Consider the following 25,976-nt stretch of genomic DNA (forward strand, 5'->3'; position numbering starts at 1 on the left):
GAAATATTATGATTGCCTAATATTTTTCCTCTGTTAATCAGTTTTTCCGTATTTTTGACCCATGCGAAATGGGATTTTCATATTGTTTATGTTGCTAGTGAGCTGTATGTACGCTCAACATCATCCGCTGTTGCGTCAGGTTACGGTTTACAATGATTATCCTGAATTTGTGTTTGATTCGCTACCTATCAATCCCAAAGGGTGGGAATTGCGTCATCGTCAGTTGCCTTTTCCTCATGAAAAATTTACACTCGACCCTAAAAAATCTTCTATCTTTTTTACTGAAACAGGCGAAGATACCTTACAACTTTCGTATTATGCTCTGCCCGATTTTTTGACAACAAATTACAGTTTGTACGACAAAAATCGCGTAGTTGCCGATAGCGAAGGGGTGCGATTGACCCTTGCTCCCAAAAGGGATTTGTCTGCTTACAAACCTTTTGACGGACTGCAAACACAGGGTAATATTTCTCGTGCCATCACCATCGGAAATCAACAAAACTTGGTTACTACCTCTCGTTTGGATTTGCAAATTGTCGGAAAACTATCCGAAACGGTCAATCTTCGAGCATCTATTCAAGATGATAATTCACCTTTGCAAAACGGTGGCTATTCGCAAAAAATCGATGAATTTGACCAAATTTTTATCGAACTCTATGGTAGCGATTGGCGTGTGCGTGGGGGCGATTTGTTGGTAGAAAATCGAAAATCGTCTTTTCTAAATTTTCAGAAAAAAGTTCAAGGAATTTACGGTGGTGGCGATTTTTCGTGGGGCGATAACAACCGATTGAAAGTAGAAACAGCGGCTGCTTTGGTGCGTGGTCAGTATGCCAAAAGTGAGTTTGTGGGAATTGAGGGAAATCAAGGACCGTACAAATTGAAAGGTCAGCAAAATCAGTTGTATATTTTGGTGGTTTCGGGTTCGGAACGTGTGTTTGTCAATGGAAAACTGCTCGAACGAGGCGAAAACAAAGATTATGTCATCGATTATAATGCTGGAGAAATCCGTTTTACTTCGTTGTTTCCTATCATGGGCGAAATGCGTATTGTGGTGGAATATCAATATGCCGAACGCAGTTATACTCGATTTTTTGGTTATGGGAATACCGAATTTTCCAACGACAAATGGAGAGCTTATACCAGTGTTTTTACCGAAACCGACATCAAAAATCAACCGTTGCAACAACAACTTTCGCCTGAGCAAATAGCAGTTTTGCAAGAAGCAGGAAATGACCCTAACAAAATGTTTGCACTTTCGGCTGTTGTAGAACCATATTCAGAAAACAAAATTCTTTACCGAAAAATCGAACAAGGAACAGAGGTCTATTTTGAATATTCCAACAATCCAGAGGATCCTTTGTACCAGGTTTCTTTTAGTTTTGTGGGACAAAACCGTGGCGATTATATTTTGGAATCTTCGATGGCTGTGGGCAAAATTTATCGATATATTGCTCCTATCAATGGCGAAAAACAAGGAGATTACGCTCCGATGATTCAATTGACAGCTCCGGCTAAACATACCATTTTTGCAACAGGTGTAGGCTATCAATCATCAGAAAATAGCGAAATCAACCTCGAATGGGCAATCAGTAATCGAGATGCGAATTTATTTTCAACTATTGATGATTTTCAAAACAAAGGTCAGGCAATGCAACTGAAATTTCATCAATATTTCCCTTCGGCATGGCAATGGAAATTGAAAGTTCAATCGCAATATGTGCAAGAACGATTTTCGCCTATCGAACGATTAAACAATATTGAATTTCAAAGAGATTGGGATATTTTTGATGTAAAGGGAAATCGAATTTTATCGGAAATTGAACTTTCTGCCAATCCAAAAGAAAATCAATCGTTTTTGTACAAATTGGAACATTTACATTTTGAAAATACCTACAACGGATGGAGAAATTCTCTTCAATTTAATTGGCATACAACTCAATTTCAAAATACTGTTTCTGCTCAATGGATAGAAGCATCGACTACGGCGGATAAAACACAAATTATTCGAGCAAATTCCTTGCATCAATACCAAAAAAATCAATGGAAAACAGGAGTAAAATCGGAAGCCGAAGTGTATAAAATCGAAAACAAAACTGACCGAATTTTCAATCCTCGAAGTATACAATATTGGCAAGCTCAGGCGTTTGTAGCCAAGGGAGATTCTGCCAAAACACACATAGAGTTGGGGTATATTTTGCGAAAAAACGACAGTTTGTACGACTATCGTTTGCAACCGAGTACACAAGCTCAAAATTGGTACACTCGAGCGGTACCAATCAAAAACAAACAAACGCAATTGAGCTTGTTTGTCAACTATCGCACTACTCAACATTTGCATCACGATTTGCCCAACGAACATACGATAAACTCTCGTATTCAGTACCAAACGCGTTGGTTTAAAGAGGCATTGCAATGGCAAACGCTGTACGAAACTTCGTCAGGAAATGTGGCTTTACAGGAGTTTAGCTACATACAAGTCGAGCCAGGTTTGGGTACGCATCAATGGATAGATTATAACGAAAACGGCATTCAAGAATTGGAAGAGTTTGAACCAGCGGCTTTTCCCGACCTAGCAATTTATATCCGCATGATGTTGCCCAATCAAAATTATTTACCAACACATCAACGAAAAATTTCACAATCTATTTCGTTGCAATTTAGCAGATTTCAAAATGAAAAAGATTGGAAACGAATATTGAGTAAATTTTATCTGCAATCACATTTGATTGCCGAAAAACATTACAATAAAAATCAAGGAATAAAAACCTTACAACCTTTTCACAATGCGGAAGAAGGGTTGGTTTCTATGAATCAAAGTTTTAGAAATTCACTGTTTTTTAATCGAGGAAAACAACAACACACTACGGTTTATAGTTTTATAAACAATCGATTGGCAACTATAAATCCCTTTGGAAAAACGCAAACTGCCACGCAATCACATCAGTTGCAATATGCACATTTGCTCAAAAAAACTTATTTGTTGGAAAGTATCGCAGCCATAGAAATCACAGAAAACCAATCGGAAAATTATGGGGTAAAAAATTATCAGTTGCAAACACATTATTTTCAGCCCAAGGCAACTTATATTTCGGATAAAAACACGAGAATGAGCCTTTTTTACAAATGGAATGCGAGTAGCAATTCTATGGGCGAAGAACAATTGAACCAACATCAATTGGGAATGGAAGTGCAACATCAAACCGCTTCAAAATTTTCGTTGCAATTGCAATACACCTATTTTAGCAATCGTTTTGACGGACAATCACATTCGGCGGTTGCCTATCAAATGATGCAAGGATTACAACCGGGCAACAACAGCACTTGGCGTATGCTATTACAGAAAAACATCACCAAATACCTTGAGGCTAATATACAATACCACGGAAGAAAATCTCCCAATATTCCAGCAGTACACACAGGAAGTGTACAATTGCGAGCGTTTTTTTAGCGATATATTATGATCCTGATATTTTCAAAAATATTTCCCAAGACAGTTTGCATCTCTATGGTGAATTTGAAGGAACATTGACTCTAAAACCATTTGAAAATAAAACTAAAACCTTTAAAAATGGTAAGTTTAAAGTGCCTTTGTTTAGAGTAGAACCAGATTCAAAATGGTAAAACAACAAAAAACATCGCCTATTGGGCGATGTTTTTTTGGTTATTATAACATTCTTAATACTTTGTACTCAACACTCCCCTCTACCTCTTCACTACTTTATCAATCATTTGGTCTTGGGTGAGCATCCAACTGTAATATTCTTTGTCTGAAAACAATTGATTGATGTATTCGGCAGCAAGGTAAAACAGAATACGATCTTTGTGTTTATCAAGGTTGAAAGTCAGACCACTTTCTTTCAGATAAACTTTTAATTCATTGAAATACTTTGAATTTTTGTAAATTAATTCAGCTATTTCAAGATATTTTTTCTTTTCCAAATACGCTCGTTCTTTTTCAATTTGTTCGAAAACATAATAACTCACCAAAGAGGTTTTCATTAATAGCTGAATCGCATCTTCGCCGTGTTTGGTAAAAGATTCTACATAAATATCGGGTACAATTCCTCCTCCTCCATAGACAATTTTTCCTTTTTTGGTCTTGAATTTCAAACTGTCATCGATATAGCGTTTGTCTGTATCGTACAATTCTCCGTGTACAAAACGCTGAGAAAGTTCAGCCGAATATTTATTGTTGTATTCCTTATAAGGCTTTTGAATCGAACGCCCCGATGGTGTAAAATACCTCGCCACGGTAAGGCGTACTGCCGATCCATCACCCAAAGTCATTTCTCTCTGTACCAATCCCTTTCCATACGAGCGACGACCGATGATAGTTCCTCTGTCGTTGTCCTGAATAGCTCCTGCAATGATTTCGCTGGCAGAGGCTGTATTTTCATTGATGAGTATATACAATTTTCCTTGCGTAAACAAACCTTTGGAAGAGGCAATTGTGATTTTTGCATTTCCTTGTTTATTGATGGTTTTTACGATTGTATCGTTTTTATCGAGGAATTGATTGGCAATTTTTACCGCAGGTTCTACATAGCCTCCGGTATTATCGCGTAAATCCAATACCAACGAATTGATTTGTTCTTTGGTCAGTGCTTTTAACGATTGCTCAAATTCCGTATAGGTAGTTTCTGAAAAACGGTTGATCTTGATATACCCCAACGAATCATTGATTTTCAAGCCCGCATCCACACTTTTGATAGGCACTTCATCACGTTTGAGATGTACATCAAAAGTTTCTTTATTTTTCTTGCGGAATATTTTCATCGAAACTGACGAATTTCGCTGACCTTTAAGCAATGCCACAATTGAATCATTGGAAAACGAACCATCAGCAATGGAGTTACCATTTACTTGCAATATGCGATCACCTGCTTTCAGACCTGCTTTGGCAGAAGGACCACCTTCCAAAGGTTTTACAATTGCCAAAGTATCGTTGAGCATATAGTAATTGATCCCAATACCTACAAAACTTCCCTTCATCAAGTTTTGCGTATCTTCGATTTCGCTTTTGCTGATGTAGGTAGAATGAGGATCGAGTTGAGATAAAATATTATTGACTGTCAAATCGATAATCGAATCGGTATTGACATTGTCCACATATTCTTTTTCGATAAGTTTGAGTAGTTTTTCAATTTTAGTATTTCGTAAATTGGATTTTGCTTGAATTTTTGAGTAGTACTTAAATCCAAAAAATCCTATAAAAATCCCTAAAAAGAGTCCAACAAACAAAGTGGGAGCAAAGTAATTTCTATTCATAGGCAACATCAATCTAATTGTGAAATTTGCATTACCTCTACCCCTGCTTTTTGCAAAAAGTCGATACCAGCATTGTCTTTATAATTGTCCATATACACCACACGCACGATGCCTGCTTGTAAAATCAATTTGCTACAATCTTTGCAAGGAGAAGTCGTGATATAAAGCGTCGCATCCATACACGACTGAGTGGATTTGGACACTTTGAGTATGGCATTGGCTTCGGCGTGCAACACATACCATTTGGTTACGCCATTATCGTCTTCACAGCAGTTTTCAAAACCAGAGGGCGTACCGTTGTATCCATCAGAAATGATGGTACCATTTTTTACGATGATTGCACCTACTTTTCTGCGTGTACAATACGAGAGTTTTGCCCATTCAAGGGCAATGCGTAAATAGGCTTTGTCGTACCTGGCTATTTTTGTTTCATTCAGATGACTCATGTGAGCAGTTGCACTATAAAAATTCGGTGCTAAATTACGGATATATTGCGTTTTTCGTGATTTTTTTTGATATTTTTTTCAACAGATTTTTAAACTATTTTCAAAGAGGTGGAGTAGGTTAAATTTTTCACCACATGGTCCCGATAATTATCCGAACACACAAGAAACATAGAAATAACTTTGCGATTATTTTAGACGCTCCGTTTTTTATAGAAAACATAGAATAAACTTTGACAAAGTCTTATACAAAAAACAGAAATTCTATTCACAAAAATTTCACTATTTTCATTTTTTTTATTATTATTGCAATATCTAATTTATAATACATATTAACATGAAAAAATTCAAACTTTTCACATTAGCTGTATTATTAATAGGATTGTACAGCTGCAACGAGCAATCATAAACGATTGCCGAATCGACAACTACACAGGCGATGAAAAAAGCCAAGGCTTCTGAGCCTATTGAAGTGACTAATTTCAGAAACAAAATCAAAGAAATTGCAAAATCGCAACAAGACTATTCTGATGCTGAAAAATCAAAATAGCTATACGAGGTTGCAAAAGATTTGATTGATGTGTATGGAATGCCTTCCAACACCGATGTTCCTAAAGAAATTACTACCAACGAAGAGAAAGTAGCGTATTTAGGATTTGTAAAATTTACCGAACTTATTAAAAACAGATGATTATGAAAAAGTTAGTATGTACCTTAGGAATGGCATTGGTAACTTTTTCCAGTGCGAATGCTACTACATTTGTGATTGAAAACAAATGTCATACGTATGTAACTATTTATACTATAAAAATCACCAAACCAGATTATCCAAGTTTGCACTTTTACCCAGGACCAAACAATATACATCATTTTATAGTAAACGGTAATAGTATTTTTGAAATATCGGACAACGATTCATCTAATAAACAATTTCCTTTTCTAAACCAATATCCTTTTGCAGGGTATGTAAACAGTGACAATGGAGGACAAGTAAATTTACCATTACCCTTTGCAACACAGAATGATCGTTACAAATTTAATTATATGAAATTTGTACTAAAAGGAGCTTATGAAGACGGTATTGGTACTTATGGAACAAACGGAATTGATGGCGCAACAAAAACTGGCTATTTTTACGAACCAAATGGTGTTCAATACAATGTCACTTATACGAATCTTTTTGGTATGAGCTATTTTTTATTTGAATAACTAATTACTCAAATAGCTGTACAATAGGTACAGCTATTTGCCTCTAAACATCTATTATCATGAAATTATTTTTACAATTTATACTAATAGTTTACCCTGTTTTTACTTGTATATCGCAATCTCCAAACAATTTGCATTGGAGTGTAAAAAGCAATCAGAAAATACCTTTATCGTCTTTGCATTTAACAACATTAGCAAACGACAGTTTGTTTTTCAAAAACATTGGAAATTCAAATAGAGTGAATGTAGCAATATTTCCTGATGGTTCAGAAAACACATTCCTCGAAATAGGCAATCCTAATACCACAACTATTGATTTGATTCATCGCTCAGCAAACAACAATTGGTATATATTGGGTTATACTTCTGAAACATCAAATTTCACCACACCTGGTGCGTTCAGAACAGAATTTGATTATAATCAAAACCCTATCCATTCAACTAATAATTATATTGCTAAATTTTCTTCCACTGGTCAATTAATTTGGTGTACCTATATTGATTTTTCATTTGAACAAGAATCTGGAGTTGGTAAAACCATATTGACAACCGATAGTAACGACAATGTATATTTTGTATCACTTAAACCAAACGATGAAACCATAGAAAACTCCCCTTTTCAATCTACTGCAAATCCAGAAGACTATTTTTCTGAAAACAAAACTACAACCATCACAAAACTTGATAGCAACGGACAATATGTTTGGAGCACTTTTTTTGGAATTCATCATACCGTTATTTCCAATCTAATAACCACATCCGATGGATTGATTGTAACAGGTTTTTTTATAAACTTAGATCAAGAAAACGGCATACCTGTTAGTAACCCAACATATTTTAGCACCACTGGAGCATATAAAGAAAATCCAAATATTAATAATGCTGGGCTTTATCCTGCAAATACTTTTATAAATAAATTTAGTTTTGATGGTACAAGAATTTGGGGCACCTACTACGAAAAACAAATTCTATCTTCAGATGCTGATGACAATGGTATTTATTTACTTAGTTTTCCAGCACCTACAACAGACAATGCGTTTCTTTCTCAAGGAAATGGTGCGTATAGATTTGGAAAATTGAATAGCGAAGGGACAGAACTGTTGTGGAGAACCTACCTTTCAAACAACACTTTTGAAAGTGATTATGTACATATACACAACAAATTTTCTTTAACTCCAGATGGAAATATTTGGCTTATGGGCGAAACAGACAGTACAAACGGCATAGCAACTGACGATGCTTTTCAAACTGAAAAAGACGATACTTTTTCTTTCAATTTATCCAATAGTGATGGCTATCATTTGTTACTCTCAAATGATGGAAGCACGGTATTGTACGCAACCTACTATGGAAATGACGGAAAAGATATGCCTCAACGCATCGTCCCTTTTGAAAACGGATACTATTCAATAGACTATACATCAAACAATTCCAATCCCAACAATTTTATCACGATGGGAAGTCCGTTGGAAGAAGATGAAGACAATCCTGGTACTTACAAAGGAGTGGTCTATTCAAAATTTAGCAATACAGCTATGAGTATTCCTGAAAAAGTATTGAAAAAAGTACAAATACATCCCAATCCTTTTGAAGATACAATCCAAATCTCGGGAGAACTCAATGATTTCAACAGAGCCATTGTATATAATATGAAAGGTCAGATACTCATAGAAACGAATATTGATACAACAGATACACTTACAATTGATGGGTCAAAACTCCCATCGGGTGTATATTTGCTTACAATAGCCAATGAGCAACACAAACAAACCTATAGGATCGTGAAGAAGTAAAAAAGACAGAGCTTTTGGCTCTGTTTTTTTCCTTTTTTCTAAAAGTAAATAGCTAAAATGAAAGCACTTTGATTAGGTGTATTTCAGGAATTTAATGTAAATTTGAAGCAAACTTTTGAAATGAAAAAAATAATCGAAACCGAATTGGTGAGTTTGGCTCACAAAATACTACAAATGAAAGACAGAGAGGACACCAAATCTTTGTTGCAACTCTCTTCTAAAATATACGACAAATTGTTGTTATTGAATTTTTATGAAGAAAATCAATACCGAATCAGTAATAAATTTACCGAAGAAAGCATTGTGGCTCTGAGTGAAACTATCAGTCAAACGCCCCCTCCTCCTGTAATCAATGAATTGGAGGAAGTTAAGGAAGAGGAAATCTTAGAAGAAAACTACAATCCTAAAGAAACGAACACATCTTCTGAATCTGAAGAAAATAGCGAAAATATAGAAGAGATTGTTCAAGAAAACTCTTATTCTGCTAAATATATACCTGAAAAAATTGAAGTAATTTCTTTAGAAGAAGAAACCAAAATTGCTCCTATAGAGGAAAACAACATACAAACACCGAACGTTTCGCCTGAGAACAATTCATTTTCACCTTCAGAAAATCAATTGCATATAAATGAGCCTTTTTCAACTAAAGAAGAACTTCCTCAATTTACCCCTGAAGAACAAAAACAGTTGGAACAGTTCAATGTCGTAATAGAAGACAGTAATATTTTAGAAATAGAATCGGTTTTCAATCCTGATGCATTTTTTGAAGAAGCTACCTCTATTGATAAAAAAGAAGAATTTTCTACTCCTACTTCAAAGATTGAAAATACTGTTGAAAAAACAGAATTAGGTCGCTCTATTCATACGCCTATTCACAAAACAATCAATGATTCGTTCAACAAAAATATCGTCATCGGTCTAAACGACCGCATTGCTTTTGAAAAAAATCTATTCAACGGAAAGAGCGATGACCTCAACCGAGTGATTTCTCAACTCAACACTTTTGACACTTACCAAGAATCTATTGATTTTATTGAAGATTTGGTAAAACCAGATTTTAACTACTGGAAAGGGAAAGAAGAATACGAAGAACGATTGTTGGACTTGATAACTAAACGCTTTGTATAATTATGGCTAAACTATATATCGTCCCAACGCCCATCGGCAACCTCGAAGACATGACCTTTCGTGCTATTCGCGTGTTGAAAGAGGTAGATTTGATACTGGCAGAAGACACACGAACTAGTGGAAAGTTGCTCAAACATTTTGAAATTTTGACTCCAATGACGAGTCATCACAAATACAACGAACATCAAACCACCGAACAAGTGGTCAACAAAATACTCTCTGGGCAAAACATCGCTTTGATTTCTGATGCAGGTACGCCTGCTATCTCAGACCCAGGTTTTTTATTGACCCGAGCGTGTGTAGAAAATGGTGTGGATATTGAATGCCTGCCTGGTGCTACTGCTTTTGTTCCTGCCTTGGTAAACAGCGGATTGCCCAACGACAAATTTGTTTTTGAGGGTTTTCTCCCAGACAAAAAAGGAAGACAAACTCGATTTCTTGCACTTGCGGAAGAGATGCGAACTATGATTTTGTATGTATCGCCTCACAAAATCGAAAAAACGCTACAAGAAGTGGTTCAATATTTTGGTGCTGAACGTAGAGTTTCGCTCACTCGCGAAATCAGTAAACTACACGAAGAAACCCTGAGAGGTACAGCAGAACAAGTACTTAGTATTATAAAAAACAAACCTCCTAAAGGCGAAATGGTATTGGTCGTAGCAGGGAAAGAAAAAGAAAAGAAAAACACAGGTAAATAAAAAAAAAGAGGCTTTTCGCCTCTTTTTTTATTATCTATCTCCTAATACCAATGGATTTTCTGCACTGATAAGGTATTCATTTCTGTTTTTGTAAACATCCAATGCCAAATAAACTGCTTCTCTAAACGATGACGGATCGGCTTTCCCTTGTCCTGCAATATCGTAAGCAGTACCATGGTCGGGCGAAGTTCGCACTTTGTTGAGTCCTGCAGTAAAGTTGATGCCTTTTCCAAACGATAAAGTCTTGAACGGTACCAATCCTTGATCGTGATAGCATGCAATCACAGCATCAAACAATTGGTATTGATTGGTTCCAAAAAACGCATCTGCCGAATAAGGTCCATAAACCAAATATCCTTCTTCTGACAATTGTTTTATCGTAGGATTGATAATTTCTTGTTCTTCATTTCCAATCACTCCATTGTCTCCTGCGTGTGGATTCAGTCCCAAAATGGCAATTTTTGGTTTTGGTATATTAAAATCCTGAATCAACGACTGATTGATAGTCGCTACTTTATTTTTAATCAATTCGGGAGTTAAATGTTTCGAAACATCTTTCAACGGCACATGATCGGTCAACAAACCTACTTTTACCTGTTCACTAATCATAAACATCAACGAATTTCCTTCCAATTCTTGATTCAAATAATCAGTATGACCTGGAAACGAAAATTCTTCCGATTGAATATTATATTTGTTGATAGGTGCCGTCACCAAAGCATCGATTTTTCCTTCTTTCAATGCTTTAGTCGCTTCTACAAACGATTTGATGGCGTATTTTCCAACATTTTCGTCGAGCAATCCTGGTTCGAGATTTACCCCTTCGTTCCATACATTCAACACATTGACAGAACCGTATTCGATTTCGCTGAAATTGTCTATTGTATTGATATGTACTTGCACATTGACCATTCGTTTGATAAAAGCCAACAATTTTCCATTGGCAAAAATCACAGGCGTACACATTTCGAACATACGAGAGTCCTCAAAAGTCTTTAAAATCACTTCTGCTCCTATGCCATTCATATCTCCGATAGAGATACCCAACAATATATTTTGTCCTTTTTTATACATTTTGCTTTGCTTTCTATGATATTACAAAAGTAATATAAAAAGTCGAAGTATTATATTTCTTCCTAAAGTAAAATAAGAGCGTTATAGATTTTTTTACCACAGAGTTCCGATAGCTATCAGAACAGAGACACTACGCTTGCTTTAGCCTCACGCAAATTTCACAGATTGACACAGTTTTTTCTGAAATTATAAAAAAACAGCACTTAAAAACAATTAAACCTACGGTTTAAAGCAGATTACCACAGATTTTGTTTTGTGTAGATTGGTTTGAAACCAATTTTCAAAAGTTTCAAACGGATTTTCTCCTTTCGGACTTGACAAAACCGTTACAAACTCTTGCACATCGTCGAAATTAGACAAATACTGCACAAATTTCATTGTCAATCGTTGTCCTTCTTCTGTACTTAAAAAATCTTGTACTTGCTTATTAGACAATTCATACGGATTTTCTTCTGATGTTTGCTCCTGAGCAAAACCGCAAAAGCTGTACAGCAAAAATAAGGTTGATATTAGGTGTTTCATATTTTTGTTTTTTCCTATAATCCAAAAAGTTTGACAAAGGCTTAAAACTTTATCAAACTCTAATTCCTTTACAAAACTAACGAAAACAGTTGAGTAAAACAATAACTCACCATTCGTACAAGATGTTTTAAACATATAAGACACATAGTTTATTTTACCTTTGATAAAATCTATGCGGACTATGTTGCCTATTGTGTTTAGTATTGCAGCAGTCATTCTTAAAATATAAATATGTAATAAAATGATAAAATCTATTTTCTACAACAGAGAAACTACTACATCCTCTCCACAAACAAACTTCTCATAAATTGAAAATTTGTTTTATCTTTGAACGACAAAATCAACAATAAGAAAATATGTTTACAGGTATCATAGAGGAATTTGGAATTATACAATCTTTGGAGCAAGAGGGAAGCAATTTGCATTTGTGGATAGAGGCTCCGATGACTAGCCAACTAAAAATAGATCAGAGTGTTGCACACAACGGCATTTGCCTTACAGTAGTAGAAATTTCAGAAAACAAATACAAAGTAACCGCCATAAAAGAAACCATCGACAAAACGACTATTGGTTTGTGGAAAGAGGGCGATAAGGTAAATTTGGAACGCGGAATGAAACTCGACGCTCGTTTGGACGGACACATTGTACAAGGGCATGTAGATCAAACTGCTATTTGTTCCGATATAAAAAAGGCAGATGGTAGCACTTATTTTACTTTTTCGTATGACGAAAACTTGGGTAATGTAACCATAGAAAAAGGATCGATTACCGTTGATGGTACGAGTCTTACGGTGGTCAATTCGCAAAAAAACAGTTTTAGTGTAGCGATTATCCCTTATACGATGGAGCATACACAATTTCACAGATACCAAATCGGCGATCCTGTCAATTTAGAATTTGATGTGATTGGTAAATATGTCAAAAGATTGATAGGGAGTTATTAATATAAAAACCGTCCGAAGAGCTAAAACTTTTCGGACGGTTTTTATATTATGATTTCCAGATTTCGCTAATGAGTAGAGAGATTTGTTTCAGTCCTTCTACATCGATTTGTGTGAGTTCGTTTACTTTATCGCTGTCCACATCCAAGACAGCAACTACTTTCTCACGGTCATCAAAAATCGGCAAAACAATTTCAGCTACTGTGGCACTACTACAAGCGATATGCCCTTTGAACGCATGTACATCAGGTACAAGAAGCGGTAATTGTAGTTTCCATGCTGTACCACACACGCCCTTTCCAAACGCGATACGCGTACATGCAATCGTTCCTTGAAATGGCCCTAAAACCAATTCCTTGTTTTTTACGATATAAAAACCAACCCACCACCAATTAAACACTTCTTTCAATGCAGCGGTAATATTGGCAAGATTCGCTATCAGGTCGTTTTCTCCTTCTACTAAAGCTTTGAGTTGTGGTAACAATTCTGCATAAATAGCTTGTTTGCTTTCTCTTTGTGATATAATGATTGATGAGGACATTTTTTCGTTTTTTATTTAGTTTACAAAAGTAGTTATTTTCTAAAACATCACCTCCTTAAATTTACAATTTCCTCCCAATCTAACTTTATCAATTCCCAGTATTTATTTTTTAGATAACTCCAAATTTTATCAAATTTTCTTTCAGTGATGGTAAAAAAGATTCTTGAAAATCTTGAAATACAACTTTCACTTGATCTAGTCCATAAAAAGCTATTATTTCTTCGATTTCTTGTTCGTTTCCTCTTTCAAATATTCTTTGTAAAACAGCTCGTTTATTTAACTCCGAGTCTATCTGAGAAATATCAGTATCCCAAAACAATACTTTCCTAAATTTGGTATTGTTCTACTTTGTACTGCAACATTTTTTACATCAAAACCAGCTTGTAACATCATAAAATAATCATCATCAACACCTAATTTCTGACCCAATTTTATCGATAATTTCGGATTTACTCCTCTCCTACCATTGAGAACAGCACTTAATGTCTGTGCATGTTCATCTATTTCATAAGCCAATTCTTTGCTCTTTATTCCTCGTGATTTTATTTCTCTTTTGAGAATAACTCCTGGGTGGATTCCTTTTATTTTTGAATTTGTTGGCAACATAAAATGCGTCTTTTATTATTGTATTCAAAAACAAACAAATTTGTTTATTTTTTTAGCAAAAAAAAACACAAAAAACTTATTTTAAAAATCATCATCAATGCCTTATCTTTGCAAAAACTCCTAATTCATGAAAATAACAATAGGATTCCTTTCTGTTCTTTGCTTTCCCTTTGTGGCTACTGCTCAGGTAGATGAAGAAGAATACCATGCTACGGAAACACTCGACGAAATCATCATAGACACTACCGTTAATCGCGTGGATTTGAAAAGTACCGAAATGTCAGTAAATCAAATGACTGCCGAGGAAATCAAAAAAATCCCTGTGGTGCTGGGTGAAACCGATGTGCTAAAAACTTTGCTACTTCTACCTGGTGTTACCAACGCTGGCGAAGGAGCTTCTGGGTTTAATGTGCGTGGTGGTGGTTCTGACCAAAACTTGATTTTGCTTGACCAAGCGACCGTTTATGGTTCGTCGCATTTGTACGGTTTTTTTTCTGTGTTTAACAACGATGTGGTAAAAAACCTCAAACTCTACAAAGGCGGAATTCCTGCTACTTACGGTAGTCGTGCGTCTTCTGTACTAGAAATCAATCAGCGAAATGGTGATTTTCAAAATTTTAAAAGTACAGGTGGTATCGGATTGCTGACGAGTCGTCTCGCAATCGAAGGTCCTATCATCAAGGACAAAATGTCGTTCATAGCCGCAGGAAGGGGGTCGTATGCTCATTTGTTTTTGAAATTGACCGACCTAAAGAGTACGGCATTTTTTTATGATTTCAATGCAAAATGGAGTTATATCGTGCGTCCAAACAACGAATGGCACGCAAGTTTGTATTTTGGAAGAGATGTGTTTCGCTTCAACAAATTGTTTGACAATGACTTTGGAAACACCGTAATTTCCCTGCATCAAAAACACAAATTGCATTCAGACATCACTGGAAAAGCCTATCTAAATTTTACAGATTATCAATACAATCTCAAATTGCCTTTTGTGGGATTTGATTGGAGTTCGGGTATCAAAACTTATGATGTAAAATACCTTTTACAACATTATTTTTCTCCTGAAATCACTTTGAAATACGGAGTGCAATCGCAATTTTATCGTTTCAATCCAGGGCATTTTCGTCCGTTGAAAAACGATTCTTCGTTCAATGAATTTCAAATCGCTCCGAAATATGCGTGGGAAAATGCCTATTTCATCGATGCTAATCACGAAATCAACAACAAACTGACCTTTTCGTATGGTATGCGTCATTCGTTTTTTCATCAATTAGGATACGAAACCATCAACTTGTATCAGGACCATCAACCTGTACTTTACAATCACGATTTGAATTATTACGAAAAGGCAAAACCTATTGGTACAAAACACTATCAATCGGGAGAAACCATTGCTTCTTTTCACAATTTCGAACCCAGATTCGCTGTTTCTTACCTCACCGGCGAAGACCATTCGGTAAAGGCAAGTTATAGCAAAACTACGCAATACATTCACTTGATTTCCAATACAGCAGCAGCTACCCCGTTGGACATTTGGACACCGAGTGGCAAGTACATACAACCGCAAATAGTACATCAGTATGCTGCAGGATTTTTCCAAAATTTTGCAGACGACACTTACAGTTTGGAAATTGAATCGTATTTCAAACACGGAAAAAACCGTTTGGACTATATAGACGGAGCCGAATTAATCGGAAATCCAGCCATTGAGCAAGTGCTTTTGCACGGAAAAACAAAATCGTATGGTATAGAGTTTTTATTCCGAAAAAACAAAGGTAATTTCACAGGTTGGGTGGCTTATACTTGGGCAAAATCATTACAACAAACTGCTGGTCGCACTCCTCAAGAAATGGGTATCAACCACGGAAAATGGTATAGAACACCACACGACCGCACCCACGATTTGACGGTGGTTGCCATGTATCAAATCAGTCCTAAATGGCATATTGGAGGAAATTTTACCTTACAATCTGGACGACCTGTAACCTATCCTGTGGGGAAATATCAATTTATGGATATGACCATCAACGATTACAACCACCGCAACAATTACAGTTTGCCGAGTTTTCATCATTTAGACTTGTCGTTTACCTACACGCCACACAATCCCAACAAAAAATGGCAACGAGAATGGGTGTTTAGTGTGTATAATGTGTACAATCGCAAAAATGCAGCGTCGATAAATTTTAGACAAAATGAAAACAATATGCAACAAACCGAAGCTGTGAAATTGTCTGTTTTTGGAATTGTTCCAAGTGTGAGTTATAATTTTAAGTTTTAGGAAGTTAATTTGGAAATTTCATTTTCATTGTAATACAACAAAATATTTACATATATTTGCAGACAATTTATTAATTTTATAACCAAATAAAACAAAAAATTATTTTTGCAGGAATGTTATTCTTGTCTTTAGTTACTATTTCTTGTGACAGTGAACAGCTTGACAATGTAGCTACAACAACTGAAAATTCAGTTACAAGTAAAAAAAGGGAGTTTAATTATACAAATGATGAAATATTAAAAATTTCTTCAATATTATTGTCTGATGAAACTCTTGATGATTTTGCTAATAAAAATAACTTGATTATCAACGAATTAGTAGGAGTGTAAAAAACAAAAAGAACGGTTGGTTTTTCACTAATGGGAGTGATTCTTATAAACCACAAGGTTATCCAACAGATTTTTCAATTTATAGTATGATAAGCATCGCACCTAATTAATATCAAAAAGATTATTAACTAATAAAATTGAAATCAAATGAAAAAATATTTTTATTCATAGTTACCTCATTATTACTCTTTTCGTGTGAAAAATGAGATTATCATTTCTAATAGTCCGTCAATCGTGAACTTAAAAGTTTTCAAAGACGGTGTTGATATAAGTTATCAAACGGATGATTATAAAGACAATGTTTTAACAGAGTCATTGAAAATTGAAATAATTCCAGAAATAGGAGAACCTTTTTCAATCACTCCTAATTCTTCTTATAAAATTTTTGATGTAATGCAATTGCCTTTGATGGGAAATGTTGGATATGACTGTAACGAACCTAATTGTAGAAAACATTTTAGTGATACTGAACCTGAAGTTTTCACAATGATTGTAAAAAATAACGACCAAGAGTTGTTCAACAAAAAGCTAAAAATCCAATATAAAAAAGGGAATCTTTTTCCAGATATTGTAGAAGTTTCTGTGTGGAATTTTTCGACTGAAGAATGGGAAAAATATCGTTCAAGCAAATTGCCTATTTTAGATGATAACGGTAATTCTACAGGCTACGAATTACAGATTCCTTTGTGGGAAGATAATTATTAAAAACAAAAAGACTGTGTGTAAGTTGTTTACCACAGTCTTTTTTTTCGTTCTAAAAATAATATTGTGTTACTTTCTAATCGCCAATGTCATTTTTTTATAATTTTGTTCCTATGATACTATACAACAAGGTGGATTTTATGAAAACTACAAAAAACGATATAAAGAAAATTTGGCTTACAGAAGACGCTATTTTCATAGAAACACACAAAGGCGAAATCAAAAACCAACCGTTTGAATGGTTTGCAGGATTGCGTGATGCTTCTCAAAAAGAAAGAGAAAATTATCGTTTGTCTGTTTTAGGTATCCATTGGGAAGCATTGGATATAGATTTGAGTTTTGACGGTTTTTTCCATTATACAAAACAAGATGACAATGAAATCGCTCGTTTTTTTAAAGAATTTCCTGAGATAAGTATGGGGAAATTTGCTAAGAGAATAAGCATTAGTCCTGCAATGCTAAGACATTATGCTTGTGGAACGAAAAAACCTTCTGTTCAAAGGAAAAAAGAAATTCAAAAGGCTATTGATTCTATTACGGAAAGACTTTCTGCTTTTCATCTTACAGCTTGATAAAATTTTTTTTTGATTTATAAAAAAATAAAATCTGCGGCAATCTGATTTAAACCGTAGGTTTAATTGATTTTTAAATGCTATTTTATTAAAGCTCATTTCGAAAAAAAATCTGCGTGAGGCAAAATATACGAATTGTTTCACAAAGATTTTAGTATAGACTAAAAAAATCATCGTAAAACCTATTCATATAAAAAAACATGAAAAAAATCATACCCTTTTTAGGATTAGTATCACTATGTTCTTCTTGTGAGGAAGTAGTGGATTTAGATTTGAAAGATTATGAAAAGAAACTCGTAATCGATGCCAATATTTTTGTTGGTGAAGAAAATCACAATGCGGTAAAACTTTATTATTCCGCTCCGTTTTACAGCAATTCGTACGAATTTATCAATACGGCAACTGTGGTGATTTCATCAGAAGATGGAAGCGAAACCTATGATTTTCCATACCAAGGTCATGGAAAATACACCCATGACACATTTACTCCAACGATGGGAAAAAATTATCAACTGTCGGTTACGGTAAATGGCGAAACCTATACGGCTACTTCACAATATTGGACTTTGGAAGATAATATTCAAGTTACCATTACGCCCAATCAAGGAATTATGGAAGAAGATTATGAAATCAAATTTTCTTATCAAGATGATGTCGTTACCGAGGATTATTATTTTCACGAACTCAATTTTGATTATTCGGTGGTAGATGACCAATTCAGCAATGGACAAATGATGAACAAATATTTTTTTATTGCTCCAGAAGACACCGATACTTGGGTAAAATTTGCCGCAACAAAGATTTCAAAAAATTATTACGACTATTTGAATAAATTATTTCAAAGCAGTGCCAATTTAGGCAATCCGTTTGCATCGCCAATTGGTCGCATCAATGGAAATATCAGGGCTTTAAATCCTACCACAGAAGCCCCTTTGGGATATTTTCATATAGCAAAAAGAAAAATAGAGGATTTTCGTATTTCGGATAGGCTGTAATATTATTTTGAATTGTTTTATTTATTCATTGAGATTATCTCGACTTTTAAATTTTGGTTTTATTACACGCTGATTTGAAAATATTTTTATAATTTTAAAATTCAATGATTTTACGCAGATATTTTTTTGATAAATCAAAAAAACAAAATCTGTGGTAATCTGCTTTAAACCGCAGGTTTAATCATTTTTAATTGTTGTTTTTTATTTCAAAAAATCTGTAAAATCTGCGTGAGAAACTTACCTTTTTAAAGGTACACTGCGTTATAAATCCTCACATCATTCACCATTCACTAACCACCAACTATGGCAAAAATAAAAACCGCATTTTTTTGTTCCTCATGTGGAACGCAATTTCCCAAATGGCAAGGACAGTGCTACTCTTGTAAACAGTGGAATACCATTGTAGAAGAAGTTGTACAAAAAGAAGAAAAAGTAGCCTGGCAAACCAAGAGTTCGTCCGGCACAAAACGAGCATCAAAACCTCTTTTAATCAACGAAATAGACAGCACACAAGAAATCCGTCTCAATACCCTCGACCACGAACTCAATCGTGTGTTGGGTGGTGGTATCGTACCGGGTTCTATGATACTTTTGGGCGGCGAACCTGGCATTGGAAAAAGTACGCTGTTGTTGCAACTTTCACTGAAATTGCCTTACAAAGTATTGTACGTATCGGGAGAGGAAAGTCAAAAGCAGATAAAAATACGTGCCGAACGTATCGCCCCCAACAACAATTCGTGTTACATACTCACAGAAACCAATACACAGAATATCTTTAGACAAATCGAAGCCATCGAACCCGATGTGGTCATCATCGACTCGATTCAGACTTTGCATACCGATTATATCGAAGCCTCGGCGGGGAGTATTTCGCAAATCAAAGAAACCACAGCCGAATTGATAAAATTTGCCAAAGAAACCTCAACCCCTGTGATATTGATTGGTCATATTACCAAAGACGGACACATTGCAGGTTAAAGATTTTGGAACATATGGTCGATACAGTGTTGCAATTCGAAGGCGACAGAAACCATGTATATCGCATATTACGAGCGTTGAAAAACCGTTTTGGTTCGACTGCCGAATTGGGAATTTACGAAATGATGGGAGCGGGATTACGAGAAGTTTCCAATCCATCGGAAATCTTGCTTTCGCATAGAGAAGAAGAACTTTCTGGAACCGCCATTGCCTCGACTTTGGAAGGTATGCGACCGCTGATGGTAGAAATACAGGCCTTGGTAAGTACCGCAGTCTATGGTACACCTCAGCGAAGTGCCACGGGTTACTACCTCAAACGCTTGAATATGATTTTGGCTGTTTTGGAAAAACGAGCAGGTTTCCGTTTGGGTATGAAAGATGTATTTCTCAACATCACAGGAGGAATTTCGGTTGATGACCCTGCCATAGATTTGGCGGTAGTCATTGCTATTTTGTCATCAAATGAAGACATAGCAGTACCCAAAGATTTTTGTTTTGCAGGAGAAGTAGGGTTGTCGGGAGAAATACGACCTGTAAACCGAGTAGATCAACGCATACAAGAAGCTGAAAAATTAGGCTTTTCGACCATCTATGTTTCCAAATACAACAAGATTTCCTACCAATCCAAAGGAATCAAAATCATTTTGGTATCACGAATAGAAGAAATCGTATCGGAGGTGTTTGGGTAGGGTGTGTTTTTACTACTTAAAAGTTAATAACAAACATTCTATGAAAACAAAAAGAGAAAAATTAGAACAAAAATACAAGGTATTCAGTTCAAAAGGCGGTTATCTAAATGAACAACAAGAATTGATAAAAAGTTTTATTTCTAAAAATCAACCGATTAAAATAAGTGATTTAGCCAAGTTTTTTCCAGATATTTCTTTAAGCACTTTAAAGAAAGATTTACAATATATGCGAAGCGAAAAAAACCTTACAATGATAGGACAAGGAAAAGGAAGTGTATATATCATCAATGAAGATTAACTTCTCGAACAAAGCCTATTGGCAATTTATAGATAAGTAAAAACCGTGAGATTTTTCAATAATCTCGCATTTTTTTTTATATTTGAAAAAAACTACTTATGAAAAAATTGTTTCTTTTAGCGATAATTCTTTTTAGCTCTTGCATTTACGCTCAAGAAAACAAACGATATGTCTATGCTGAAATTATAGCTATTGAACGACTTTTAGAACCAAAAGTTAGCGTTTCTATCAATTATGGACAGGAGATTTCTTATTGGACTTACGATAAAATTCAAAACGAAAAAGGCAAAACCAAATCTTTCAATTCTGTGATTGATGCGGTCAATTATATGGCGTATTACGGTTGGGAATTGCACCAAACCTATGTGGTAAAACTTAGCGAAGACAGACATCAAACTCGTTGGATTATGAAAAAAGCCTATTCGTCCGACGAAGATTATCAAACGGATATAAAATCAACTTTTCGCAACCAAAATAAATAAAATCAAATTTGTATTGAGGTGCTTATCTGCATACTGGGACAGTAGTTTGAAATACACAAAAAATCAAAAACACATAGGTTTTTGTACTCACAGCAATCTATGTTTTCTCTAAAAAGCGGAGCGTCTAATTATTTTGATAAAACTATTTCTATGTTTCTATTGTGTCCTATGTGGTTTATTTAACCTACTCCGCCCTATACCTTCCTATGAGGAATGGGAATAAACGGAGCCTCTCTGTACATTCCGTGGTAAAAAACTACGCAACTATGAGGAAAAAAAATGTCCAACTAATATTTTAGTTAAACCATTAAAAAAAAAATTATGACAAAAAACCTTATTTCAGTGGCAGCGATTGTATGTGCAATCTCTGCAAACGCTCAAAAACCTGTATTTACTCAGGCAAAAATAGAATCGGCTCGTGTATATACCAACGGTGCCGAACTCAAACACAAGGCTTCGGCTCAAATCCAAGCAGGAACTTCGGAAATCGTAATTACCAATGTGGCAAATTACCTCAACGAAAGCACGGTGCAAATCAGTGTACCTAAGCATGTTACGGTAATGTCGGTACAGTATTCCAATTCGTATGTAGAAGAATACGACAACAACAGCGATTCGCCTTTGGTAAAACCAGTAAAAGAGGCTTTGGAAAGCAAAGAAAAAGAATTAAAATCCCTTCAAAATCAATTGACTGCCGAAAGAAAATCGGTTGAATTGCTCGACAAAAACCAATCGATGAGTCAGGCTCAAAACTTTTCGGTGGCAGAATTGAGTAAATTATTAGAATATTACAAAACCAAACGCTCTGAATTGAGCAACAACATTCATGCATTGGAAAGAAAAGAAGTGGCTTTGAAAGAAGAAATCAAATCGTTGAAAGGAAAATTGTCTTTTAGCAATACCACTTCGGAAAAAATTTCACAAGGAAAACTTATCCTCAATGTGATGAGCAACCAAGCGGGTAATATTCCAATAAATATTTCGTATTTGACGACACAAGCTCGTTGGCAACCATCGTACGAATTGCGTATCGACCAAATCAACAGCCCTATCCAGGCGGTGTACAAAGCTCAGGTACAACAATCTACAGGATTGGATTGGAAAAATGTAAACCTATCACTGACCAGCGGTGCAGCCAATCAAAATACTTATGCTCCGCAATTGCATCCGTGGTTTGTTTCGTATAATCAACCATATACAGAAGGAATAGTTATCGATTCGTATAGAACATTAGCAAAATCTGCAAATACATCTTATGTAGAAACGGCGAGTTATAAAGCAGTGGAACCTGCGTATGCTGACGATTATGAAGAAAGTTTAGGTTCTACTACCATCGACGATTTCGTAGCAACAGACGAAAGCCAACTCAACCTAACTTACAACATCGATATTCCTTACACAATTTTGTCCAACAACAAAGCACACAGTGTTTCTTTGAAAAACCAAAACATACCTGCGGAATATCAATACATTTCGATTCCTAAATACGATAGCTCGGTGTATTTGGTTGCCAAAGTAAAGGATTATGCAAAATACGATTTACTTTCGGGCGAGGCTACCGTGATTTTTGAAAACGCTTATGTAGGAAAGACTTACATCAACCCTACTTCGGAAGAGGAAGGACTAACCTTGAGTCTTGGAAAAGACAACAACATCATGATATCTCGCAAAAAAGTAAACGACAAATCGGGTACAAAAATGCTTTCATCACGCAAACAACAAGATTTTGTGTATGAAATCAGTGTGAGAAACAACAAAAAATCGAATATCGACATCGAAATTCAAGACCAATATCCATTGAGTTCGGACAAAGACATCGAAATAATCCTAAACGACAAAGACGGTGCAACTGTAAACACCGAAACAGGAAAACTCACTTGGAATTTGAAAGTAAAACCAAACGAAACCAAAAAAGTTCGTATGAGTTATCAGTTGAAATACGCAAAAGACAAACAAATCAATATATAAAAAAGAAAGCTGTCCTTTTCGGACAGCTTTTGTTTTTCATAAAAAAACTACTCTAAAAGAGTAGTCTTTCTAAATTAAATAATCATGTTTAAAAAAATCTAATTACTTTACGATAAGTTTTCTGGTAGCACTACCATTTTCATCCTTAATTTTCACAATATAAACTCCCGCTTGAAAAGAATTTAAATACAATTCTTTCTCTCTAGACAAAAAACTTGCATTCAATACTTTTTTTCCTAACATATCAAAGATTTCTACTTCCTTCAATGTATTTGATTCTGTTTGAATAGTAATTTTTTGAGTAGTCGTGGGATTTGGATAAATCGAAATTTGATCATTCAAATCCTGTCCCATTTTTTTCTCTTGAGCATTTCCCCCAAAAATTATAAATGGAAAGAAAAACAAACTATATAGTATTTTTATTTTCATAGACTCTCTCTTTTTATGGATTTGTAAATTTATTGAAAAAATATCAAATCCAATACCTAAAAAATTATTTTTTTAAAAATTAATAATGATTTTTATGAAATTTAATTTTTTTTATGAAAACAAATTCCACTTTGTACCAATGGATTTATGTATCTTTACTTTGAAAACCATTTGATCAGACTATAGTGACAAATCATCTTGACATACAAATAAAATCTCTGCCAGACAATCCTGGTGTCTATCAATACTATGACAAAAACGACAAAATTTTGTACATCGGAAAAGCGAAAAATATTAAAAAACGTGTCAGTAGCTATTTCAATCGTGTGCATAACACCGCTCGTATCAATGTATTGGTAAAAAACATCGCCTATATCAAGCACATCGTAGTAGAAACCGAAACCGACGCCTTGCTACTTGAAAACAGTTTAATCAAAACGCATCAACCTCGATACAACGTCTTGCTCAAAGACGATAAAACTTATCCATGGATTTGTATCAAAAAAGAGGTCTTTCCTCGTGTTTTCACTACGCGATTGGTAGTAAAAGACGGTTCAGAATATTTTGGACCTTATACCAACAAACGTGTATTAGATATTTTAATGCAATTGATACAAAGTTTGTATCCGTTGAGAAATTGTCGCTTGGATTTATCGCAGACGGCTATAAAAACAAAGAATTATCGTGTTTGTCTCGAATACCACATTGGCAATTGTGCAGGACCTTGTGAAGAATATGAATCTGAGTCTGAGTACAATAAAAAAATTCAAATGGTTCGAACGCTTTTAAAAGGAGATTTGAAAGCCATTGTAAAAGAGTATAAAGAACAAATGAATGGTTTGGTCTCGGAATTGAAATTTGAAGAAGCTCAGCAAGTAAAAGAAAAAATCGAACTGCTTGAGAAGTACCAAGCCAAATCTACCATTGTTAGTCCTACGATTTCAAATACCGAAGTCTATAGCATCTTATCCGACCACGAACGTGCGTATGTAAATATGCTACAAATAAAAAACGGAGCTATTATGCGTTCGCACACACTCGAACTCAAAAAAGTTTTGGACGAAACAGACGAAGAATTATTGCAATTGGCAATCGTAGAATTGAGAAATCGCTTTCAAATACTTTCGAGAGAAATCATTGTGCCTTTTCCATTAGATTTAGGAGAAATAAAAACGATTGTGCCTAAATTGGGTGAGAAAAAACAACTTTTAGATTTGTCATTGAAAAACGCAACCTATTTCAAGCTCGACCAACTAAAACAAATAAAAATCCTTGACCCAGAACGTCATACCAATCGTTTGATGCAACAAATGAAATCGGATTTACGACTTTCAAAAGAACCCCGACACATCGAATGTTTTGACAACTCTAACATTCAAGGTACCAATCCCGTGTCAGCATGTGTTGTATTTAAAGACGGAAAGCCAAGCAAGAAAGACTATCGACATTTCAAAATAAAAACTGTCGAAGGGCCTAATGATTTTGCTTCGATGGAAGAAGTCGTGTATCGTAGATATTCACATTTATTGGAAGAAAACCTTCCCTTACCCGATTTAATAGTCATCGACGGTGGAAAAGGACAATTGGGTTCAGCACTCAATAGCTTGGAAAAATTGGGCTTGAGAGGAAAAATCGCTATCATAGGAATTGCGAAAAGATTAGAAGAAATTTTCTACCCTGGCGACAGCTACCCGATGTATCTCGACAAAAAATCAGAAACGCTTAAGACGATTCAACATCTGAGAAACGAAGCCCATCGATTTGGAATTACCTTTCACAGAAACCAACGAAGCAAAAACGCCATTGCTCCTACTCTGACTAAAATCTCTGGAATTGGCGATAAAACAATGGAAAAATTGATGAGAGAATTCAAATCGATCAAACGATTGAAAGAAACACCATTAGAAGAAATAGAAAAAGTAATCGGTAAAGCAAAAGCAAAATTGGTCGTAGATTATTTTCAAACTATAGAAAAGAAATCTTAATTTTTTTGCATTGGTGTATAATCCGATAATTTAATGTAAATTTGC

23 protein-coding genes and 1 pseudogene are annotated in these 25,976 nt (G+C 35.2%); 16 read left to right on the top strand and 8 right to left on the bottom strand.

The features are described 5' to 3' along the window. Positions 1-106 precede the first annotated feature (106 nt). Positions 107-3,448 carry a hypothetical protein gene (locus AB4865_RS00880; protein WP_372473852.1) on the top strand — a complete coding sequence of 1,114 codons (3,342 nt, stop codon included), beginning with the start codon at positions 107-109 and terminating at the stop codon, positions 3,446-3,448. Positions 3,449-3,702: 254 nt separating this feature from the next. Here the strand turns inward: AB4865_RS00880 and AB4865_RS00885 are convergent, their stop codons facing one another. Both AB4865_RS00885 and AB4865_RS00890 read right to left on the bottom strand, forming a co-directional pair. Continuing rightward, positions 3,703-5,268 (bottom strand): S41 family peptidase, encoded by a 1,566-nt coding sequence (locus tag AB4865_RS00885; protein ID WP_372473853.1) that lies wholly within the window; start codon positions 5,266-5,268, stop codon positions 3,703-3,705. Positions 5,269-5,276: 8 nt separating this feature from the next. Then, on the bottom strand, positions 5,277-5,714 hold the full coding sequence (locus tag AB4865_RS00890) for a cytidine/deoxycytidylate deaminase family protein (RefSeq protein WP_372473854.1): 438 nt from the start codon (positions 5,712-5,714) through the stop codon (positions 5,277-5,279). 690 nt (positions 5,715-6,404) lie between these two features. On the opposite strand from AB4865_RS00890, the gene AB4865_RS00895 reads away from it, so the two are divergent. The 4 genes from AB4865_RS00895 (at position 6,405) to rsmI (ending at position 10,539) form a co-directional block, all read left to right on the top strand. Next, a complete protein-coding gene (locus AB4865_RS00895) occupies positions 6,405-6,920 on the top strand; it encodes a hypothetical protein (protein ID WP_372473855.1) in 516 nt (171 codons plus the stop codon). A 59-nt stretch (positions 6,921-6,979) separates the two neighbouring features. Then, complete coding sequence (locus AB4865_RS00900; protein WP_372473856.1) at positions 6,980-8,713, top strand: T9SS type A sorting domain-containing protein; 1,734 nt, start codon at positions 6,980-6,982, stop codon at positions 8,711-8,713. Positions 8,714-8,833: 120 nt separating this feature from the next. Continuing rightward, entirely contained in the window at positions 8,834-9,841 is a 1,008-nt protein-coding gene (locus AB4865_RS00905) for a hypothetical protein (protein ID WP_372473857.1), read from the top strand. 2 nt (positions 9,842-9,843) lie between these two features. Beyond that, positions 9,844-10,539, top strand: a complete 696-nt coding sequence (gene rsmI, locus AB4865_RS00910) for a 16S rRNA (cytidine(1402)-2'-O)-methyltransferase (protein ID WP_372473858.1) — start codon at positions 9,844-9,846, stop codon at positions 10,537-10,539. Positions 10,540-10,569: 30 nt separating this feature from the next. Here the strand turns inward: rsmI and pdxA are convergent, their stop codons facing one another. Together pdxA and AB4865_RS00920 are read right to left on the bottom strand one after the other, a co-directional pair. Continuing rightward, on the bottom strand, positions 10,570-11,613 hold the full coding sequence (gene pdxA / locus AB4865_RS00915) for a 4-hydroxythreonine-4-phosphate dehydrogenase PdxA (protein ID WP_372473859.1): 1,044 nt from the start codon (positions 11,611-11,613) through the stop codon (positions 10,570-10,572). A 219-nt stretch (positions 11,614-11,832) separates the two neighbouring features. Next, positions 11,833-12,135, bottom strand: coding sequence for a hypothetical protein (locus AB4865_RS00920; RefSeq protein WP_372473860.1), 303 nt, complete (start codon positions 12,133-12,135; stop codon positions 11,833-11,835). Between the two features lie 356 nt (positions 12,136-12,491). Between AB4865_RS00920 and AB4865_RS00925 the strand changes: the two genes are divergently transcribed. After that, positions 12,492-13,079 carry a riboflavin synthase gene (locus AB4865_RS00925; protein ID WP_372473861.1) on the top strand — a complete coding sequence of 196 codons (588 nt, stop codon included), beginning with the start codon at positions 12,492-12,494 and terminating at the stop codon, positions 13,077-13,079. Positions 13,080-13,125: 46 nt separating this feature from the next. Here AB4865_RS00925 and AB4865_RS00930 read toward each other — a convergent pair whose 3' ends face one another. The 3 genes from AB4865_RS00930 to AB4865_RS00940 form a co-directional block, all read right to left on the bottom strand. Then, the gene (locus AB4865_RS00930) at positions 13,126-13,617 is read right to left on the bottom strand and encodes a GAF domain-containing protein (protein WP_372473862.1); all 492 of its coding nucleotides are present in this window, start codon (positions 13,615-13,617) and stop codon (positions 13,126-13,128) included. Between the two features lie 109 nt (positions 13,618-13,726). Continuing rightward, positions 13,727-13,936, bottom strand: a complete 210-nt coding sequence (locus tag AB4865_RS00935) for a hypothetical protein (protein WP_372473864.1) — start codon at positions 13,934-13,936, stop codon at positions 13,727-13,729. Further along, positions 13,906-14,223 carry a transcriptional regulator gene (locus AB4865_RS00940; RefSeq protein ID WP_372473865.1) on the bottom strand — a complete coding sequence of 106 codons (318 nt, stop codon included), beginning with the start codon at positions 14,221-14,223 and terminating at the stop codon, positions 13,906-13,908. The genes AB4865_RS00935 and AB4865_RS00940 overlap by 31 nt, the downstream gene beginning before the upstream one ends. A gap of 127 nt (positions 14,224-14,350) precedes the next feature. Between AB4865_RS00940 and AB4865_RS00945 the strand changes: the two genes are divergently transcribed. From AB4865_RS00945 to AB4865_RS00985, 9 genes and pseudogenes are all read left to right on the top strand, one after another. Beyond that, positions 14,351-16,504 carry a TonB-dependent receptor plug domain-containing protein gene (locus AB4865_RS00945; protein ID WP_372473866.1) on the top strand — a complete coding sequence of 718 codons (2,154 nt, stop codon included), beginning with the start codon at positions 14,351-14,353 and terminating at the stop codon, positions 16,502-16,504. Between the two features lie 113 nt (positions 16,505-16,617). Next, positions 16,618-16,833 (top strand): hypothetical protein, encoded by a 216-nt coding sequence (locus tag AB4865_RS00950; RefSeq protein ID WP_372473867.1) that lies wholly within the window; start codon positions 16,618-16,620, stop codon positions 16,831-16,833. Positions 16,834-17,028: 195 nt separating this feature from the next. Beyond that, on the top strand, positions 17,029-17,538 hold the full coding sequence (locus AB4865_RS00955) for a hypothetical protein (protein WP_372473868.1): 510 nt from the start codon (positions 17,029-17,031) through the stop codon (positions 17,536-17,538). A 137-nt stretch (positions 17,539-17,675) separates the two neighbouring features. Beyond that, positions 17,676-18,107, top strand: coding sequence for a DUF2442 domain-containing protein (locus AB4865_RS00960; protein WP_372473869.1), 432 nt, complete (start codon positions 17,676-17,678; stop codon positions 18,105-18,107). Positions 18,108-18,307: 200 nt separating this feature from the next. Further along, on the top strand, positions 18,308-19,102 hold the full coding sequence (locus AB4865_RS00965) for a DUF4249 family protein (protein WP_372473870.1): 795 nt from the start codon (positions 18,308-18,310) through the stop codon (positions 19,100-19,102). Positions 19,103-19,405: 303 nt separating this feature from the next. Beyond that, positions 19,406-20,769: pseudogene (radA, locus tag AB4865_RS00970) on the top strand (DNA repair protein RadA). A gap of 40 nt (positions 20,770-20,809) precedes the next feature. Further along, positions 20,810-21,067, top strand: coding sequence for a hypothetical protein (locus AB4865_RS00975; protein WP_372473871.1), 258 nt, complete (start codon positions 20,810-20,812; stop codon positions 21,065-21,067). Between the two features lie 98 nt (positions 21,068-21,165). Further along, positions 21,166-21,549: a hypothetical protein gene (locus AB4865_RS00980; RefSeq protein WP_372473872.1), complete on the top strand. Its 384-nt coding sequence runs from the start codon at positions 21,166-21,168 to the stop codon at positions 21,547-21,549. Positions 21,550-21,870: 321 nt separating this feature from the next. Continuing rightward, a complete protein-coding gene (locus tag AB4865_RS00985; protein ID WP_372473873.1) occupies positions 21,871-23,517 on the top strand; it encodes a mucoidy inhibitor MuiA family protein in 1,647 nt (548 codons plus the stop codon). Between the two features lie 102 nt (positions 23,518-23,619). Here the strand turns inward: AB4865_RS00985 and AB4865_RS00990 are convergent, their stop codons facing one another. After that, positions 23,620-23,946, bottom strand: a complete 327-nt coding sequence (locus AB4865_RS00990; RefSeq protein WP_372473875.1) for a T9SS type A sorting domain-containing protein — start codon at positions 23,944-23,946, stop codon at positions 23,620-23,622. Between the two features lie 185 nt (positions 23,947-24,131). On the opposite strand from AB4865_RS00990, the gene uvrC reads away from it, so the two are divergent. Then, a complete protein-coding gene (uvrC, locus tag AB4865_RS00995) occupies positions 24,132-25,931 on the top strand; it encodes an excinuclease ABC subunit UvrC (protein ID WP_372473877.1) in 1,800 nt (599 codons plus the stop codon). Positions 25,932-25,976 lie beyond the last annotated feature (45 nt).

The sequence above is a fragment of the Capnocytophaga sp. ARDL2 genome (assembly GCF_041530365.1).
Classification (GTDB): Bacteria; Bacteroidota; Bacteroidia; order Flavobacteriales; family Flavobacteriaceae; genus Flavobacterium.